This is a genomic window from Pseudacidovorax intermedius, assembly GCF_003350475.1.
Classification (GTDB): domain Bacteria; phylum Pseudomonadota; class Gammaproteobacteria; order Burkholderiales; family Burkholderiaceae_C; genus Xenophilus; species Xenophilus intermedius.
In genome coordinates, this window is the sequence record NZ_QQAV01000007.1 from 27,527 (window position 1) to 44,559 (window position 17,033).

The 17,033-nt window shown below is 70.7% G+C and carries 17 protein-coding genes; 14 read left to right on the top strand and 3 right to left on the bottom strand.

Annotated features, from left to right (window positions below; all coding sequences use genetic code 11):
* Nucleotides 1-69 precede the first annotated feature (69 nt).
* The 3 genes from DFR41_RS17200 (at nucleotide 70) to DFR41_RS17210 (ending at nucleotide 2,487) form a co-directional block, all read left to right on the top strand.
* A complete protein-coding gene (locus DFR41_RS17200; protein WP_114803638.1) occupies nucleotides 70-1,008 on the top strand; it encodes an SMP-30/gluconolactonase/LRE family protein in 939 nt (312 codons plus the stop codon).
* Complete coding sequence (locus DFR41_RS17205; protein WP_244917786.1) at nucleotides 1,005-1,988, top strand: aldose 1-epimerase; 984 nt, start codon at nucleotides 1,005-1,007, stop codon at nucleotides 1,986-1,988. Before DFR41_RS17200 ends, DFR41_RS17205 begins: the two co-directional genes overlap by 4 nt.
* A gap of 175 nt (nucleotides 1,989-2,163) precedes the next feature.
* Nucleotides 2,164-2,487, top strand: a complete 324-nt coding sequence (locus DFR41_RS17210) for a hypothetical protein (protein WP_244917787.1) — start codon at nucleotides 2,164-2,166, stop codon at nucleotides 2,485-2,487.
* 32 nt (nucleotides 2,488-2,519) lie between these two features.
* Here DFR41_RS17210 and DFR41_RS17215 read toward each other — a convergent pair whose 3' ends face one another.
* Nucleotides 2,520-3,206 (bottom strand): class II aldolase/adducin family protein, encoded by a 687-nt coding sequence (locus DFR41_RS17215; protein WP_017758257.1) that lies wholly within the window; start codon nucleotides 3,204-3,206, stop codon nucleotides 2,520-2,522.
* A gap of 52 nt (nucleotides 3,207-3,258) precedes the next feature.
* Complete coding sequence (otnK, locus tag DFR41_RS17220; protein WP_114803639.1) at nucleotides 3,259-4,542, bottom strand: 3-oxo-tetronate kinase; 1,284 nt, start codon at nucleotides 4,540-4,542, stop codon at nucleotides 3,259-3,261.
* Between the two features lie 112 nt (nucleotides 4,543-4,654).
* Here otnK and DFR41_RS17225 point away from each other — a divergent pair, with 112 nt between their 5' ends.
* From DFR41_RS17225 to DFR41_RS17275, 11 genes are all read left to right on the top strand, one after another.
* A complete protein-coding gene (locus tag DFR41_RS17225) occupies nucleotides 4,655-5,908 on the top strand; it encodes an aminotransferase class III-fold pyridoxal phosphate-dependent enzyme (protein ID WP_114803640.1) in 1,254 nt (417 codons plus the stop codon).
* A 35-nt stretch (nucleotides 5,909-5,943) separates the two neighbouring features.
* Nucleotides 5,944-7,086, top strand: a complete 1,143-nt coding sequence (locus DFR41_RS17230) for an ABC transporter ATP-binding protein (RefSeq protein ID WP_114803641.1) — start codon at nucleotides 5,944-5,946, stop codon at nucleotides 7,084-7,086.
* Nucleotides 7,083-7,997 carry an ABC transporter permease gene (locus DFR41_RS17235; protein ID WP_017757788.1) on the top strand — a complete coding sequence of 305 codons (915 nt, stop codon included), beginning with the start codon at nucleotides 7,083-7,085 and terminating at the stop codon, nucleotides 7,995-7,997. Before DFR41_RS17230 ends, DFR41_RS17235 begins: the two co-directional genes overlap by 4 nt.
* On the top strand, nucleotides 7,994-8,833 hold the full coding sequence (locus tag DFR41_RS17240; protein WP_017757787.1) for an ABC transporter permease: 840 nt from the start codon (nucleotides 7,994-7,996) through the stop codon (nucleotides 8,831-8,833). Before DFR41_RS17235 ends, DFR41_RS17240 begins: the two co-directional genes overlap by 4 nt.
* A 51-nt stretch (nucleotides 8,834-8,884) precedes the next feature.
* Nucleotides 8,885-9,964 (top strand): ABC transporter substrate-binding protein, encoded by a 1,080-nt coding sequence (locus DFR41_RS17245; protein ID WP_211322616.1) that lies wholly within the window; start codon nucleotides 8,885-8,887, stop codon nucleotides 9,962-9,964.
* A gap of 91 nt (nucleotides 9,965-10,055) precedes the next feature.
* On the top strand, nucleotides 10,056-10,799 hold the full coding sequence (locus DFR41_RS17250; RefSeq protein WP_043116347.1) for a GntR family transcriptional regulator: 744 nt from the start codon (nucleotides 10,056-10,058) through the stop codon (nucleotides 10,797-10,799).
* Nucleotides 10,800-10,801: 2 nt separating this feature from the next.
* Nucleotides 10,802-11,140, top strand: coding sequence for a N,N-dimethylformamidase alpha subunit family protein (locus tag DFR41_RS17255; RefSeq protein WP_017757784.1), 339 nt, complete (start codon nucleotides 10,802-10,804; stop codon nucleotides 11,138-11,140).
* Between the two features lie 29 nt (nucleotides 11,141-11,169).
* Nucleotides 11,170-13,437, top strand: a complete 2,268-nt coding sequence (locus tag DFR41_RS17260) for a N,N-dimethylformamidase beta subunit family domain-containing protein (RefSeq protein WP_114803642.1) — start codon at nucleotides 11,170-11,172, stop codon at nucleotides 13,435-13,437.
* Nucleotides 13,434-14,363 carry a transketolase gene (locus DFR41_RS17265; protein WP_081682040.1) on the top strand — a complete coding sequence of 310 codons (930 nt, stop codon included), beginning with the start codon at nucleotides 13,434-13,436 and terminating at the stop codon, nucleotides 14,361-14,363. The genes DFR41_RS17260 and DFR41_RS17265 overlap by 4 nt, the downstream gene beginning before the upstream one ends.
* Entirely contained in the window at nucleotides 14,356-15,414 is a 1,059-nt protein-coding gene (locus DFR41_RS17270; protein WP_170159406.1) for a transketolase family protein, read from the top strand. The genes DFR41_RS17265 and DFR41_RS17270 overlap by 8 nt, the downstream gene beginning before the upstream one ends.
* Entirely contained in the window at nucleotides 15,411-16,217 is an 807-nt protein-coding gene (locus DFR41_RS17275; protein ID WP_211322617.1) for a shikimate dehydrogenase family protein, read from the top strand. Before DFR41_RS17270 ends, DFR41_RS17275 begins: the two co-directional genes overlap by 4 nt.
* Nucleotides 16,218-16,324: 107 nt before the next feature.
* Here the strand turns inward: DFR41_RS17275 and DFR41_RS17280 are convergent, their stop codons facing one another.
* Nucleotides 16,325-17,023: an SDR family oxidoreductase gene (locus DFR41_RS17280; RefSeq protein ID WP_017757974.1), complete on the bottom strand. Its 699-nt coding sequence runs from the start codon at nucleotides 17,021-17,023 to the stop codon at nucleotides 16,325-16,327.
* Nucleotides 17,024-17,033 lie beyond the last annotated feature (10 nt).

Sequence of the window (17,033 nt, forward strand, 5' to 3'; positions counted from 1 at the left end):
ATATGCCCGGCTAGCATCGATGGCGTCAAGACGAGACAAACACGAGACAACCATGGCAAGGCCCTGCGCATGACTTCCTCCTCCCTGTTGCCCGCCGCCCGCGGGCCGGCGCTGCATGCCGGCCCGGCGCGGTGCGTGCTCGATGCCCGCGCCCAATTGGGCGAGGGCGCGCTGTGGTCGCCGCGCCGGCAGGCGCTGTGGTGGGTCGACATCCTGTCGCATCGGCTCTTCAGCTGGCGCCCGTCCGATGGCGAGGCCCTGTGCTGGCAGTTCGACGAAGAGGTCTCGGCCGTGGCCGAGCGGCGCGACGGCACCGGCCTGATGCTGGCGCTGCGCCGGGGCATGGCGCACTTCGATCCCGAGGCGCCGGGCACGCAGCCGGTCTATCTGCATCAGCCCGCGGGCGAGCCGGCCGGCAACCGCTTCAACGACGGCCGCTGCGACCGGCATGGGCGCTTCTGGGCCGGCAGCATGGATTTCGACGCGCGCGAGCCCACTGGCCACCTGTACTGCTACGACGAGGCGGGCCGCTGCGACCGTCTGCTGCTGGGCTTGCGCGTGACCAACGGTCCGGCCTGGTCGCTGGACGGGCGGCGCATGTATGTGAACGACACGGTGGGCCGGCATGTGCTGGCCTGCGAGGTGGACCCCGTCAGCGGCCCGCGTGTGCCGCTTCGCCCCTGGTTGAGCTTCGGCGCTGGCGATGGCCATCCCGACGGCATGACGGTCGATGCGCAGGGGCGCCTGTGGATCGCGCACTGGGGCGGCGGCTGCGTCAGCGCCCACGACCCCGACACGGGCGAGGAACTGGACCGCATCGCCGTGCCCGCCAGCCAGGTCACGCACTGCGCCTTCGGCGGCGAGGACCTGCGCACGCTCTACATCACGACCGCGCGCGTGGGCCTGGACGAGGTGGCACTGCATGCCGAGCCTCTGGCGGGTGGGCTCTTCGCCGTCTCCATGAACGTGGCCGGCCTGCCGGCCCATGCCTTTGGAGCTCCCGCATGAACATCTCCGCGATCGCCGGTTCCTCGGCTGCAACTGCCGATTCGATCCACGGCGCCGGCCCGGGGCAGCTCATGCCCGACGCCGAAGGCCGCCACTGGCTGCAGCATGCCGGCCAGCGACTGGCGGTCGTTCCCACCCGCGGTGGCGCAGTGGCCGCCTGGCAGTGGCTGCCGCCGCAGGGCGCGCCGCTGGACCTCTGGCGGCCGTGGGACGGCAGCGACGACCTCTACCGCCAGGCCTCCTTCGCGATGGTGCCGTGGTCCAACCGCATCGCGCAGGGCGGCTTCGAGGTGGCGGGGCGTTTTCATGCCATGCATCCCAACCGCGAGGGCGAGCCCTATCCGATCCATGGCGACGGCTGGCTGCAGCCCTGGCAGCTGCGGCAGACGGGGCCCGGCGAGATCGAGATGACGCTGCACTCCGGCGGCTTCGGTGGCAGCCCCTATCGCTTCAGCGCGCGCCAGGGGCTGCGCTTGCGCGAGGGCGGGCTCGACCAGTGGGTCGAGGTGCGTCACGAAGGCGCCGAGCCGCTGCCCTACGGCCTGGGTCTGCATCCGTGGTTCATGCGCGCGGCCGACACCCGCATCCACGCCGCGGTAAAGGGGGTATGGCTGAGCGGCGCCGATCCCATTCCCACCGGGCGCAGCGCCGTGCTGCCGCCCGACTGGAACCTGCCGGCCGGCATGCCCGCCCATGGCAGCTTCATCGACAACGCCTTCCACGGCTGGGACGGCGTGGCCACGGTGCGCTGGCCCTCGTGGGGTCTGCAGGTGCAGCTTCGGCAGATCGAGCCGGCAGTGCAGGGTGACGGCCACTGCCTGGTCTACCGGCCGCCGCACGGGGAGGCCTTCTGCCTGGAGCCGATCACACACCCGATCGACGCCTTCCACCTGCCGGGCCAGGAGGGCCTGCGGCTGCTGGAGCGGGGTGGATCGATGCGGCTGTCCGTCGCGTGGAACGTGTTGCCGGACGGCGTCTGACAAACGCGCGACGGCGGGACGCCCCGCCGGCGATGCGTCGTGCTTCTCGGCTGATCGCTCTGATACACGGGGCCTTTTGGTGATCTTGTCCGATGCCGGCCGTTGAACTTGGCCGACCCGGCCGCCGGACGTCGCCTCTATGCTGCCGCCGCAAGAGTCACCATCGCCGCGCACCATGACGACACATCGCCTCCTCGCCTGCCTCGTCGGCAGCCTGCTCATCGCCCCCACGCTCGCGCTGGCCGATCCACCGCACGGCCGCGGCCACGGCAAGGGCCACGGCCCCGGCCACAAAGAGACCTACTGGGACGGCCCCTGCAAGATCGAGCGCAAGTGGAAGAAGAACGGCGACTTCGACGAGAAGCGCAAATGCAAGGACGGCGGGCCGGTCGGGTACGCGCCCGTGCCGGCGCCGGCCTATGTGCCCGTGCCGGTCCCCGTCTACCCGGTGCAGCGCGAGCCGGGCGTGGTCATCCAGGGCACGGTGCGACTGCCCTGATCGCTGTCAGCAGCGCTATGTAGCGCCAGGCTTCAGACGGTGCCCGGCGTGCGGCTGAGCCGGGCCTTGCCGTAGCTGCGGTAGCGGTCGCGCACCGTCGCCATCTCCGCAGCATCCAGCACCACCGGTGTGCCCAGCTGGGCGCTCATCCAATACTGCCGCGCCAGCGTCTCCAGCTTGGCCGCATTGGCAACGGCCTTCTCGAGGGAGAGGGCGTGGCAGATCATGCCGTGGTTGGCCAAGAGGCAGGCCGTGTGCCCGGCCAGTGCCTCGACGGCCGACGCCGCCAGCGCATCCGTGCCGAAAGTCGCATAGGCGGCGCAGGGCACCTCGTCGCCACCGAAGCCCGCCAGCATGTAGTGGAAGGCCGGAATGGGGCGGCGCTGGGCCGACACGGCCACGCAGGCATCCGAGTGGGTGTGGACCACCGCCATCGCTTGCGGAAAGTGCCGGTAGATGGCCGTGTGCATGGACCATTCGCTCGACGGGATCCCCGGCGAGCGGTTCTCGCCGTCCATGGTGATCGACACGATGGCCTGAGCGTCGATGTTGTGGGCGTCGGCGCCTGCGGGGCTGATCAGCGCACCGCCATCGAAGCGGCAGCTGATGTTGCCGGCGCTGCCTGTGTTGAGGCCCAGGTCGGCCAGCCGGCGGTAGCTGTCGGCCAGCGCCTGGCGAAGGGTGTCCTCGGAAATCGGGGCAGGGGTGGAAGTCGTCATCGGTCGGCTTTCTGATGAGAGGTGAGGTTGCAGCAGGGGGCGGAGACTTCCGCTACCCGCCGTGGGCCATGCTCTGGAGCATGGGCAGCAGCATGTCGGCGGGGCCGAGCTTGCCGGACTTGAGGCACAGCGCGAGGCGGGCTTCGCGCGCGTCGTCGGTCACGGCGCGGGCCACGCCCGGGCCTTCATAGGCGCCCACGACCAGGCGGTTCACATCCAGGTGGCGGAGCACCGCGCCGGAGGTCTCTCCGCCGGAAATGACGAATCGCCGCACGCCTGCGTCGCGCAGGCGCAGGGCCAGGCGTCCCAGCACCTCCTCGGCCAGGGCGGCGGCGCCCAGCTTGCCGGCGCGGGCCTGTACGCGCTCGACCTCGGCGGCATCGGCGGACGTGGCGATGGCGACCGGCCCCGCCTCGAGCAGGGGCAGCGCCCAGGCAAGGGCCTCGCCCACCACGTCGGCGCCTTCGAGCGCGCGGACCATGTCGAGCCAGAGCACCGGCCGGTGCAGGGCGAAGGCGCGCAACTGCTCGATGGAGCGGCCGGCGCAGCTGCCGGCCAGCACGACGGCGGGGCCTGCCACGGGTGGCAGCGCCTGGTCGGCCGGCGCTTGCGCCAGCCAGCCGTTGCGCCGCCAGTGCGCCGGGTAGTAGGCGCCGATGGAGGAATTGCCGGTCATGAGCGGCCAATCCCAGGTGAGGGCCGCAAGCGCCGCGAGATCGTCCGGTTCGGCCGCATCGGCAATGGCAAAGCCCACGCCCGCCGCCTGGAGCTGGGCGACGTGCGTGCGCATGGCCTGCACGCCGGCATGCACCACCTGCTGGGGCAGCAGCCCCACTCGGGTCGCCGTCTGGCGCTGCAGCGTGCGCACGAGGTTGGGGTCGAGCATGGGCGTCAGCGGATCGAATCGCTTGGGCGACTCGGAGATCAGCATGTCGTCCGCGAACAGATGCCCCTGGAAGACGCGGCGCCCCGCCTCCGGAAAAGAAGGGCAGAAGGCCGTGAAGCGGGCGCCCGTCATCTCGCGCAGCACGTCGGCGCAGGGGCCGATGTTGCCGGCGTCCGTCGAGTCGAAGGTGGCGCAGTACTTGAAGAAGAGCTGGCGCACGCCCCGCGCCTGCAGCGCCCGGGCGCCCTCGGCAAAGGCCTGCACGGCCTCGTGCGCCGGCACCACGCGGGTCTTGCCGGCGATGACGGCGGCCTCGATGTCGCGGGGCAGGGCGTCCAGCGCCGAGGGATGCGTCACGAAGCCGCAGCGCACCCCCTGGGCCACGAGCATGGCGGCGAGTTCCATGCCGCCGGTCAGGTCATCGGCGAGGGCGCCGAAGAGAAGGGCCATTCAAGTCTCCTTGCGTTGGAAAAAAAGCGCCCGCGGCATCCAAGGGCTATTGCGTTACATAAAACATGATATATCCTACGGCCGAAATCGACGACCACCAAGGCTTCTTCCCATGTCTTCCGAAACTTCCAGCGCCGGTGCCGGCGAGCGGGACCACCTTCTGCGCCAGCGCGCCCTCAAGGTGGTGCCGGGCGGCATGACCGGGCATCTGAACGCGGCCCAGCTGCCCGCGGGCTATCCGCAGTACTTCGCCCGCGGGCAGGGCTGCCGCGTGTGGGACGTCGATGGCCGCGAGTACATCGACTTCATGTGCAGCTGGGGCCCCAACCTGCTGGGCCATGCCCATCCGCAGGTGGACGAGGCGGCCCGCCGCCAGCAGGCGCTGGGCGATTGCCTCAACGGCCCGACCGAGCGCTTCGTCGAGTTGGCCGAGCGCTTCGTGGCCCGCACCGCCCATGCGGACTGGGCGCTGTTCCAGAAGAACGGCACCGATGCCACCACCATCTGCCTGATGGTGGCCCGTGCCGCCACCGGCAAGCGCAAGGTGCTGGTGGCCACCAAGGCCTATCACGGCGCCGACCCGTGGTGCACGCCGGTACCGGTGGGCATCACCGCCGAGGACCGGGCGCATCTCATCTACTACACCTACAACGACACGGCGAGCCTGGACGCCGCCGTGGCCAAGGCCGGCGACGACCTGGCCGCCATCGTGTGCGCGGCCTTCAAGCACGACCTGGGTGTCGACCAGGAGCTGCCCACCGCCGCGTTCGCCCGCCACGCCCGCCAGCTGTGCGACAAGGCCGGGGCAGCCCTGATCGTGGACGAGGTGCGTGCGGGCATGCGCGTGCATGCTGGTGGCAGCTGGGAAACGGTGGGCGTGCGGCCCGACCTGTGCGCCTGGAGCAAGTCCATCGCCAACGGCTACGCCCTGGCGGCCGTCACCGGCGTGGACAGCCTGCGCGATGCCGCCACCCGCATCTATGCGACGGGCTCCTTCTGGTCGGGCGGCGTGGCCATGGCGGCCAGCCTGGCCACGCTGGACGTGGCCGATGCGCAGGACGTGGTCGGCCATGTACAGGCCATGGGCCAGCGTCTGCGCGACGGCATCGCCGCCCAGGCCGCCAGCCACGGCATGCCGGTGCGCCAGACCGGCCCGGCCGCGCTGCCGCTGATCCTGTTCGAGGACGATCCGGCCTTCGAGAAGGGCTCGGCCTTCACCGTCGAGGCCCTGCGCCGCGGGGTCTACCTGCATCCCCGGCACAACATGTTCCTGTCGCTCGCGCACACCGAGGCCGACATCGACCAGGCACTCGAAGCCACCGACGCCGCCTTCGCCGCCGTGTCCCGGCGCTACGGGTCCCGATGACGTTGCCGGACTCCATGATTGAAGGAGAGATGCACATGGCATCCGCCCCCCGTCCCACGCCCGCCGGCGCGGCCGACCCTGTCGGCGGCGCCTCCATCGAGATCACGCGGCTGGCCAAGCGCTTCGGTGCCGTCCGCGCCGTGGACGATGTCTCGCTGCATGTCCGGCCGGGCGAGTTCCTGGCGCTGCTGGGCCCCAGCGGCTCCGGCAAGACCTCCATCCTCATGAGCATCGCCGGCTTCGAGCTGCCCGATGCCGGTCAGATCGCCATCGACGGTCGCGACGTGACCTACCTGCCGGCCAACCATCGCAACCTGGGCATGGTCTTCCAGAAGTACACGCTGTTCCCGCACCTGACGGTGCTGGACAACGTGGCCTTCGGCCTCAAGATGCGCGGCGTGGCCAAAGGCGAGCGCCATCGCCTGGCCGAGCAGGCACTGGCCACCGTGCGACTCGCCGGCCTGGGCGCGCGCATGCCGGCCCAACTGTCGGGCGGGCAGCAGCAGCGCGTGGCCCTGGCCCGGGCCATCGTCTACCGGCCGAAGGTGCTGCTGATGGACGAGCCACTCAGCGCCCTCGACAAGAACCTGCGCGAGGAGATGCAACTGGAGATCAAGCGCCTGCAGTCGCAGCTGGGCATCACCGTCGTCTTCGTGACCCACGATCAGGGGGAGGCGCTGACCATGGCCGACCGCGTCGCCATCCTCAACCAGGGCCGCATCCAGCAGCTGGACGAGCCCAAGGCGCTGTACGAACGGCCGCGCAACCGCTTCGTCGCCGGCTTCATCGGCGAGACCAACTTCATCCCCGTCGGCGTGGGGCCGTTGCGGGGCGATGCGGCCACGGTGCAGCTGCCCGGCGGCGCGCACCACTGCGAGGTGGGTGCGCAGGCGCTGGTGGGCCTGGACGCTGCGGGCGGCCGGGGCGTGGCGGCGCTGCGGCCGGAGCAGATCGCGCTGGTGAATCCCGAAGACCCGTCCGCACTGCGCGCCCGCGTGGCCGGCGTGATCTACAGCGGCTCCACCGTGCTGTGCATCGCCAACCTGGACGACGGCACCGAGCTGCGTGCCCGCCTGTCCGATCCGAGCCGGGTGAACGTGCAGGCCGGTGACCAGGTCGGCCTGCGCTGGTCGCCCGAGGCGCTGCGCGTCTATGGCGAAGAGGCGGCCACGGCATGAGCGCCGTCGCCCCTCCCGTGGCGGCATCGGCCCTGGCGCCACCGTCGCCGCTGCGTCGGCTCTGGCTGGGCGGCCGGCAGCTCAGTGGTGGCTGGACGGCCTTGCTGCTCGCGCCTTTCTTTGCGCTGCTGCTGATCGTGTTCCTGTATCCGCTGCTGAGCCTGCTGTCGCTCAGCGTGCTGGAGCCGCACCCCACGCTGGACAACTACGCCCGCGTGTTCGACAACCCCGTCTATCTGCGGGTGATGGTGCGCACCGGCTGGATCAGCCTGCTCACCACCGTGCTGGCGTTGGTGCTGGGCTTTCCCATCGCCTACATGATGACGCGCGTGAAGGGCGCCGTTGCCCTGCTGCTGACGGCCTGTGTGCTGCTGCCGCTGTGGTCCAGCGTGCTGGTGCGCACCGCGGCGTGGATCGTGCTGCTGCGCCGTGACGGCATCGTCAACAACGCCCTGCAGTGGCTGGGCCTGACGGGCGAGCCCATGAAGCTGCTCTACACCGAGGGCGCCGTCGTGCTGGCCATGGCCCATGTGCTGCTGCCCTTCCTGATCCTGCCGATCTACTCGGCGCTCAAGAACATTCCTGACGACTACATGCGGGCGGCCGCCATGCTGGGCGCCAACCGTCGGCGCGCCTTCTTCGAGGTGCTGCTGCCCATGAGCCGGGCCGGCATCTGGAGCGGCTGCCTGATGGTCTTCCTCTCGGCGCTGGGCTTCTTCGTCACGCCCGCGCTGGTGGGCAGCCCGCAGGAACTGATGATCGCCACGCTGGTGTCGCAGCAGGTGCGCGAGATGCTCGACTGGCCTTTTGCGGCCGCGCTGATCGGCGTGCTGATGGTGGTCGTGGCCACCCTGACGATGGTCTTCAACAAGGCCGTGAGCTTCAACCGTCTGATGGGAGGCGGCGCATGACCGACACCCCGAGCGCCCTGCCGGCCCCCCGCAACAAGGCCCGCTTCGACCTGGGCAGCCTTTCCCTGCGCGTCTATGTGTGGCTGGTGGTGCTGTTCATCATGCTGCCCACGCTGATCATCGTGCCGATGTCCTTCAGCCCGGCGGACTATCTCGAGTTCCCGCCGCGCGGCTTCACGCTGCACTGGTACGAGGAGTTCTTCGCCGATCCGCAATGGCAGCGCGCCACGCTGCTGAGCCTGCGCGTGGCGGCGCTCACCATGGTCTGCTCGGTCGTGATCGGCACCATGGTGGCGTACGCCATCGTGCGCGGCGCCGCCCGCCTGCGTCCGGCCACGCAGCTCATGGTCATCGGTCCGGTGATCGCGCCGCACATCGCGGTGGCGGTGGCCTGCTACCTGTTCTACCAGCGCCTGGGCGTGGTGGGCACGATGACCGGCTTCGTCGCGGCGCACACCGTGCTGGCGCTGCCCTTCGTCGTCTTCACCGTCTCGGCTGCGCTGTCGCGCGTGGACCCCGACCTGGAGTCGGCCGCCATGAGCTGCGGCGCCAGCCGGCTGCGCGCCTTCTTCCTGGTGACGCTGCCGCTGATCGTGCCGGGCCTGCTGAGCGGTGCGCTCTTCGCGTTCATCATTTCCTTCGATGAGCCGGTGGTGTCCTTCTTCGTCTCCAGCGTGCGTCAGCGCACGCTGCCGCGCCGGATGTTCGAGGACATCGAGCAGAACCTCACGCCGGTCATTCCCGCCATCGCGACGCTGCTGACCCTGCTGTCGATCGCGGTGCTCGTCGCCGCCGCGCTGTTGCGCGTCATGGAGGCCCGGCGGCGCAGCCGCTGAGCCCTCTGCCTTCTCTCCCTATCCCTGGTCTTCACTCGCAAGGAGTTCGTGATGATGAATTGGCTCGATCCACGCAAGGGCGCCCGCGCGCTCGTCCTCGGCGGCGCGGCGCTGCTCGGTGCCGCTGGCGCCTCGGCCCAGGCCCTCGAGAAGGAGCTGGTGATCGCCACCACCGGCGGTCTGATCGAGAAGGCGCTGGTGCAGTCCTTCTACACGCCGTTCTCCAAGGCCAAGGGCGTCGAGGTGATCCCCGCCGCCATCGAGGTGCCCGACCAGTGGGCCAAGGTGCAGGCCATGTCGCGCAGCGGCGGCATGGAGTTCGACATCGTCACCGCCACGCCGCCCGACCTGGTGCAGAAGAAGGACCTGCTGCAGCCCATCGACTGCAGCAAGCTGCCCAGCGTGACGGCCAACGGCGTCAAGGGCGCCTGCACGCCCTACGGCGTGATGCGCACCGTGGGCGGCATGCAGATCGGCTACAACACCGACGTCTTCAAGGACGGCAAGGGCCCCAAGACCTGGGCCGACTTCTGGGACACCGCCAAGTTCCCCGGCCCGCGTGGGCTGCCCGACACCGGCGACCGCGAATGGTGGGTGCCCGTGGCCGCCCTGCTGGCCGATGGCGTCGCGCCCGACAAGCTCTTCCCGCTCGACCTGGACCGCGCCTACAAGAAGCTCGACAAGCTGCGCCCCAGCATCGCCGTCTGGTGGAAGAGCGGCGATCAGCTCCAGCAGACCATGCGCAGCAAGGAGGTGGTCATGACCATGGGCTACTCGGGCCGCCTCATCTCGCTGATCAATGCCAAGGTGCCGCTGGCCGTGTCGTGGGACGGCGCCATCCGCGACGTGGGCTACATGGCCATCCCCAAGGGGGCGCCGCACCCCAAGGCCGCCATGGCCTACCTGGACTTCTTCTACAGCCTGCCGCCGGAGCAGCACGTGAAGTTCGTCGATGCCGTCAGCTACGACACCGGCAACGCCAAGACCGCCAGCCTGTTCCCGCCCGAACGGCGGGCCATGCTGGCCACCTCGGCCGAGAACTTCGACAAGCTGATCGTGGCCGACTACGAGTGGATCGGCAACAACCGCCAGATGCTGCGCGACCGCTGGATCGCCTGGCTGGGCCGCTGAGCCGGAAGGCCGGGCAGGCGGTGCGCAGCGGCCCCGATACTCGCTGCGCCGCCGCCCCGGCGGCTTCCTTCGCAGCCCCACAGAGATGAACATGTCCACCCCTGGTCTCAACGTCGTCGGCCGAACCAACCTCGCCAGCCAGATCTACGAAAGCCTGCGCGAGAAGCTCATGTCCGCGGTCTTCCAGCCCGGGCAGCGGCTCAAGATCCGCGAGCTGGCCAAGGAGATCGGCACCAGCGAGACGCCCGTGCGCGAGGCCCTCATCCAGCTGGTGCGCGACCGCGCCCTGGAGATGAAGGAGGGCTACTTCATCCGCGTGCGGCAGCTGAGCCTGGCCGAATACCTGGAGTTGCGCGACATCCGGCTGGCGCTGGAGCCGCTGGCGGCCGAGCGGGCGATCCCGCTGCTCGACGACGCGGCGATCCGGCAGTTGACCGAGTCGCACCGCCTGCTGATGCGGGCGGAGAAGACGCGCGACTACCGCGCCGCGCTTCAGCACAACTTCGACTTCCACTTCGGCATCTATCGCCGCTCGGGCATGCCGCAGCTCACCGAGTTGCTCGACCGCATTTGGGTGCAGGTGGGGCCGATGCTCAACTTCCTGTACCCGCACGGCCATCCCAGCTACGACGCCGAGCACCAGCACATGAACGTCCTCAAGGGCCTGCAGGCGCGCGACGTAGCCGTGGTCACCCAGGCCATCCGCGACGACCTGGTCGAAGGCGGACGCAACTTCGTGAAGGTGCTCACCGAGATCGACCACAACCCCGAGCGCGCGGCAGAGCTGCTGGCGCTTCGCAACCAGCCGGCGCCCCCCGGCAAGACACCGCCCTGACCATGATGGACCACACCAGCGACCCCCAGGCCGCGCGCTATGTGCTGGACCCGAGCCGCACCGAGCTCGCCAGCGAGTTCCGCCGCAACATCCGAGGCCCCCACAGCGAAGAGCTGCGCAAGCTGCTGCACCGCATGCGCTGGGGCGCCTTTCCGGGTCGCTACCTGCTGCTGACGGTCGAGCCCGGCCGCCGCTGGGCGCTGGCGCAGATGCCCGATGAGCGGGGGCAGAAGGTGAAGGTCTTCCACGACGTGGTCTTCGAGTCGCTGGACGAGGCCGAATGGCATGTCTTCAAGCTGCGCTGGCAGGCGCTCGCCGGCACCCCGCTGGACATCGACTGAGCCTCACGCACGCACCGCATTCCTCCACCATGACCTTTCCCATCGAGACCAACGCCTTCGTCGGCTACCCCGACCAACTCAGCGTGCGCGCGGGCGAGCGCATCCGCTTCCACCTCAGCAGCGCGCAGCAGACACAGGCCGACGTGAAGTTCGTGCGCGTGCGCTGCGCCGATGCCGACGCCACCGGCCCGGGCATCAAGTACCAGGAGATGGCGTCGCCGCTCGACGGCCTGCATGCGGTGGCGCACCGCGAGGTGCCCTGCGGCTCCTTCCTGCATGTGCCGGAGGATGCGCGTCTGGCGCCCGCCGGGGCCTTCACCTTCGGCGCCTACATCTGGCCCACCCGCCTGACCGACACGCCGCAGACCGTGATGGCACGCTGGTGCGACGACACGGGCCGGGGCTATGCGCTGCAGGTGAGCCGGGCCGGCGTGGCGCTGCGCGTGGGCAGCGATGCCGGAAACGCCGAGCTGGGGACGGGCGTGGCCTTGGAGCAGCGACGCTGGTACTGGGTGCAGGCCAGCCTGGACCCGGCCACGGGCGAGATGCACGTGCTGCAGTGCCGCCTGGCCGAGGGCGTGCTGCCCGAGCAGCGCCACGAGGCGCGGCGCACGGCGCCGGGCCCGTGGCAGATCGACGCCCGATGCGGGTTGACGGTGGGCGCACATCTGCGCACCCGCACGGAGGTCCGCTGCGCCGGCCACTACGACGGCAAGATCGAAGGTCCGCGGATCGTGCTGGGAATCATGGAGGCCGACGCACTGCGCCGCTGCGACGAGGCGCCGCGGCCCGGCCAGGCCGATCCACAGCTGGTGGCCTGCTGGGACTTCTCGCAGGGCATCGAGACGCTCGACGTGCTCGACCTCTCGGCCAACCGCCTGCACGGCCGCCTGCACCAGTTGCCCTGCCGCGCCATGACCGGCGTGCGCTGGACGGGCGACGTGCACGACTGGCGCGCCGCGCCGCAGCAGTACGGCGCCATCCATTTCCACAGCGACGACATCTACGACTGCGAATGGCCGGCGACGCTGGAGCTGGACGTGCCGCGCACATGGAAGTCCGGCTTCTACGCCCTGCGCCTGCGCCCTCCGGGCGAGGGCGGGGCGCGCGCCGCGGACGATGCCGAGACCTTCATCACCTTCTTCATCACGCCCGCGGCCGATGCGGCACGAGCACCGCTGGCGGTGCTGGCGGCCAGCATGACCTACATGGCCTATGCCAACAGTGCGCTGCGGCTGCATGCCGTGCACTTCGAGGTGCTGACCGAGCGGCTGCTGATGCTGACCGGCGACGACGTCTACCTGCAGGAGCATCCGGAAGTCGGTCAGTCCACCTACGACCACCACATCGACGGCAGTGGTCGCGCCTACAGCTCCTGGCTGCGGCCGGTGCTGAACATGCGGCCCCGCTCCACGCCCGGCAACCTGGCCATCGACAGCCACTTCCTGGACTGGCTGGAGGAGAAGGGCATCGACTACGACGTCATCACCGACGTCGAGCTGGACCGCCAGGGCCCGGGCGCGCTGGCCGGCTACCGCACGCTTGCCACGCTGTCCCATCCCGAGTACTACAGCGAGGCCATGATGAACGGCATCATGGCCTTCCAGAACGCGGGCGGCCGCCACCTGGCCCTGGGCGCCAACGGCTTCTACTGGCGCTGCGCCTTCCATCCGCAGGCCCCTGCGGCGGTGGAAGTGCGCCGCGGCATGGCCGGCACCCGCACCTGGGAATCGCAGCCCGGCGAGGTGCACCTGGCCGGCACTGGCGAGCCGGGGGCGCTGTGGCGCCACAGCGGCTTCGCGCCGCAAAAGCTGATCGGCGTGGGCTTCGCGGCCATGGTCTACGACCATGCCGGCTACTACCTGCTGACGCCCGAGGCGGCCAACCCGCGGGTGGCCTTCGCCGTCGAGGGCATCGCGCCCGGCGAGCGCATCGGCGACTACGGTGTGCGCATCGGCGGTGCCGTAGGCATCGAGATCGACCGCTTCGACGTCGGCCTGGGCTCCCCGCCGCATGCGGTGATGCTGGCCACTTCGCACGGCCTCGGGCCGGGCGCGCTGCCCACGCCGGAGGAATACCGCACCACGGTGCACGGCCTGGATGGCGAGCAGAACGCGCTGGTGCGTGCGGACATGGTGTTCTTCGAGACGGCCAACGGCGGCGCGGTCTTTGCGACGGGCTCGATCTCGTACGTGCTTTCGCTCAGCCACAACGGCTACGACAACAACATCAGCCGCATCACGGGCAATGTGCTGCAGCGCTTCCTGGACCCGACGCCTTTCGAGGTGCCGGCATGAGCGCCGGCTCCGTCTTGGCGGAGGGCGTCCCTGACGCCGGTGACGCCGCACCACGCCCTGTGGCGACCGGTGCCGATCCGCGCTGGCAGGCGGCAGGCCGCCTGGCCCTGCCGACCTCCGAGTTGCGCGAGGTGGCCCGCATGCTGCGCCGCCAGGTGGTGCAGTTGGTGCGCCGCCACGGCCAGGGCTACGTGCAGCAGGGCCTGGGTGCCGCCGAGCTGTTCGCGAGCCTCTACTTCCACGAGGCGACCATCGATCCGGCCGACCCGCGCTGGTCGCGGCGTGACCGCTGCATCCTCTCGACCGCCCACAACTCGGCGCTCTTCCATGCGGCATTGGCGCTGCGCGGGATGATTCCCGAGGCCGATCTGGCCGGCTACGTCGTGGACGGCTCCGCGCTGGAGATCAATGTCTCCGAGCGCCTGGGGCCCGTGGTCGAAGGCACCTTCGGCTCGCTGGGGCAGGGCGTCTCGGCCGCCGCCGGCATGGCCCTGGCCTCGCGGCTGTCGGGTGAGGACTGGCGGGTCAACGTCATCCTCGGCGACGGCGAGCTCGAAGAGGGCCAGGTGTGGGAGGCCGCGATGTTCGCGGGCTCGCAGAAGCTGGGCAACCTCTGCGTGATCCTGGACCTGAACTGGATGCAGGTGGAGGGCCACACCGACCAGGTGCTGAAGCTCGCGCCCATCGCCGACAAGTGGCGGGCCTTCGGCTGGCAGGCCATCGAGGTCGACGGCCATGATCTGGATGCCCTGGTCGCGGCCTTCGGCCTGGCCCGGGCCAACCGGGCGCAGCCCACCATCCTCATCGCCACCACCGTGCCGGGCAAGGGCGTGCGGGCGCTGGAGGGGGTGATCAGCCACAACGCCAAGCTGCCCGCCGATCTGGCCGATGCGGCCCTGGCCGAACTGGAGGCCCCCCATGCGTGATGCCACCCTTTTCCCGTCGGTGCAGGCGGATGCCGTCGTCGTCGACGACTTCACCCAGGGCGGCGCCCATGCCGTCGCGCCGGCCGCGGGCGCATCGGCCGCCAGCCCCGCCGCCGTGCCACGCTATTACGGAGAGACGCTGCTGGCCCTGGCGCGCGAGCGCGGCCACATCGTGGCGCTGTCGGCCGACCTGAGCAGCTCCACCGAGACCGACCTGTTCCGCGATGCGCTGCCCGAGCGCTTCATCAACGCCGGCATTGCCGAGGCCAACATGGTCGGCGTGGCGGGCGGACTGGCGCGCAGCGGCATGCAGGCCTGGGTCCACACCTTCTGCGTCTTCGCCACCCGGCGGCCTTACGACCAGGTGGCCATGCAGGTGGCCTACCCCAAGGCCGACGTGAAGATCGTGGGCTTCCTGCCCGGGCTCGCCACCATCCTCGGCGTGAGCCACCAGGCCATCGACGACGTGGCGCTGATGCGGGCCCTGCCGAACATGACGGTGATCGAGCCCGCGGGCCCGGCGCAGGTGCCCGCCGCCGTGCGAGCGGCGGCCGACCACAAGGGGCCCGTCTACCTGCGCCTGCTGCGCGCCAGCCAGGCCTTGCCCGCGGGCACGCCCTGGATGCCGGTGCGCATCGGAGAGATCCAGCCGCTGGAAGCCGCCGAAGGCGAGGTGCTGCTGATCGCCAGCGGCCTGATGGTCGAGGTGGCGCTGGCCGCCGCGGCCCGCCTGCGGGCCCAGGGGTTGGGCGTGGCCGTGGCCAACGCCCACACGCTCAAGCCTTTCGACGACGACTTCGTGCGTGCACAGGCCCGCCAGCGCCGGCTGATCGTCACGCTGGAGAACCATTCGGTGATCGGCGGACTGGGCTCGGCCGTCGCCGAGGCGATGGCCGAAGCCGGGGGCGGCGCGCGCCTGCTGCGCCTGGGCGTGCGCGACCGGTTCGCGCAGGGCGCCTCGATGCCCTGGCTGTTCGAGCGCCACGGCCTCACGCCGCCGGCCGTGGCCGAGGCGGTCGGCCGCGCGCTGGCTGCCGGAGACGCGCGTTGAGCGCCGAGCAGCGCATCACCGGCCGCACCGGAATCCTGTTCATCCTGGCCGATCCGGTCGCGCATGTGGTCGGCTCGGACCGGCTCAACGCGCGCTTCGCGGCCGAGGGGCTGGACATGGCGGTGTCGCCGCTGCATGTGCAGCCGAAGGACCTGGCGGCCGTCATTGGCACGTTGCGCCTGCTGCAGAACGTGCGGGGCTTCGGCGTGACCATCCCGCACAAGATCGCGGTGATGCCGCTGCTGGATGCGGTCACGCCGCGTGCGCGCCTGATCGGCGCGGTCAACTTCGTCCGCCGCAATCCCGGAGGCCGCCTCACGGGCGACAACCTCGACGGTCAGGGCTTCGTGGACGGACTGGCGGCCAGCGGCATCGGCCTGGCCGGCCGCCGCGTGCTGCAGCTGGGCGCGGGCGGTGCAGGCCGTGCGGTGGCCTTCGCCGTCGCCGAGGCGGGCGCGAGCGCGCTCTTCATCCACAACCGCACGGCGGCGCGCGCGCAGGCGCTGGCCGAGGCGGTGGGCGCGGCCTGGCCGGGCTGTGCGGCCGCGTCGGGGCCGGACGATCCGCGTGGATTCGACGTGGTGATCAACACCACCTCGATGGGCATGCACGAGGGCGATCCGCTGCCCATGGACGTCGGTCGGCTCGCCGCTTCCACCGATGTGGCAGAAATCATCATGACGCCCGCGCTCACGCCGCTGCTGGTGGCGGCGCAGGCCCGCGGCTGCCGGATCTCGCTCGGCACCTCGATGCTCGATGCGCAGTACGGGCTGGTGAAGCAGTTGCTGGGCATTCCGAGCTGAGCCGAATGGGGTAGCGGCTCGATCAATGGGGTAACGACGACGCAACTACCCCGATGCCAGGCCGCGAGCGAGCGGGCCGCCGCTCGCGCCGAGCGCCTGGGCGGCCGTCAGACCCGACCGCTGACCGGGATCGCCGCGCCGTGGATCGCGCGCGCCGCGTCGGAGGCCAGGAAGGCGATCACCTCCGCCAGGGCCTGTGGCGCCACCCAGCGTGCGAAGTCGGCATCGGGCATCGACTGCCGGTTGTCCGGCGTGTCGATGATCGAGGGCAGCACGCAATTGACGCGGATGCCCTGGTCTTTCAGTTCCGCCGACATCGATTCGGTCAGGCGGATCAGCGCGCTCTTGGACGCACTGTAGGCACCCATCTGCGCACCGCCGCGGGCGGCAGCGCCGGCGCCCACCGTCACGATCTGGCCGCCGCCCTGCTCGAGCAGCAGCGGCACGGTGGCCGCGGCCACGTGCAGCAGCGAGCGGGCGTTGAGGTCCATCAGGAGGTCCCAGGTCGCGGCGCTGGTCTCGTGCACCGCCTCGCCCATGCGGAAGCCGCCGGCGATGTGGCAGACCGTGTGCAGGCCGCCCATCTGCGCGGTGGCCTCGCCGATGCGCTGCACGACCTGCGCGCGGTCGGCAAGGTCCGCCGTCACATGGCGCAGGTCCTTGCCATCGGGCAGCTCGCCGCGGTGACGGTCCAGCAGGATGAGCCGCGCGCCCTGGTCGAGGAAGGCCTGCGCGACGGCGCGGCCCAACTGGCCGGAAGCACCAGTGATCAGCACGATCTTCCGGGTGGGGAATGGCGTCGTCATGGATTAGCGT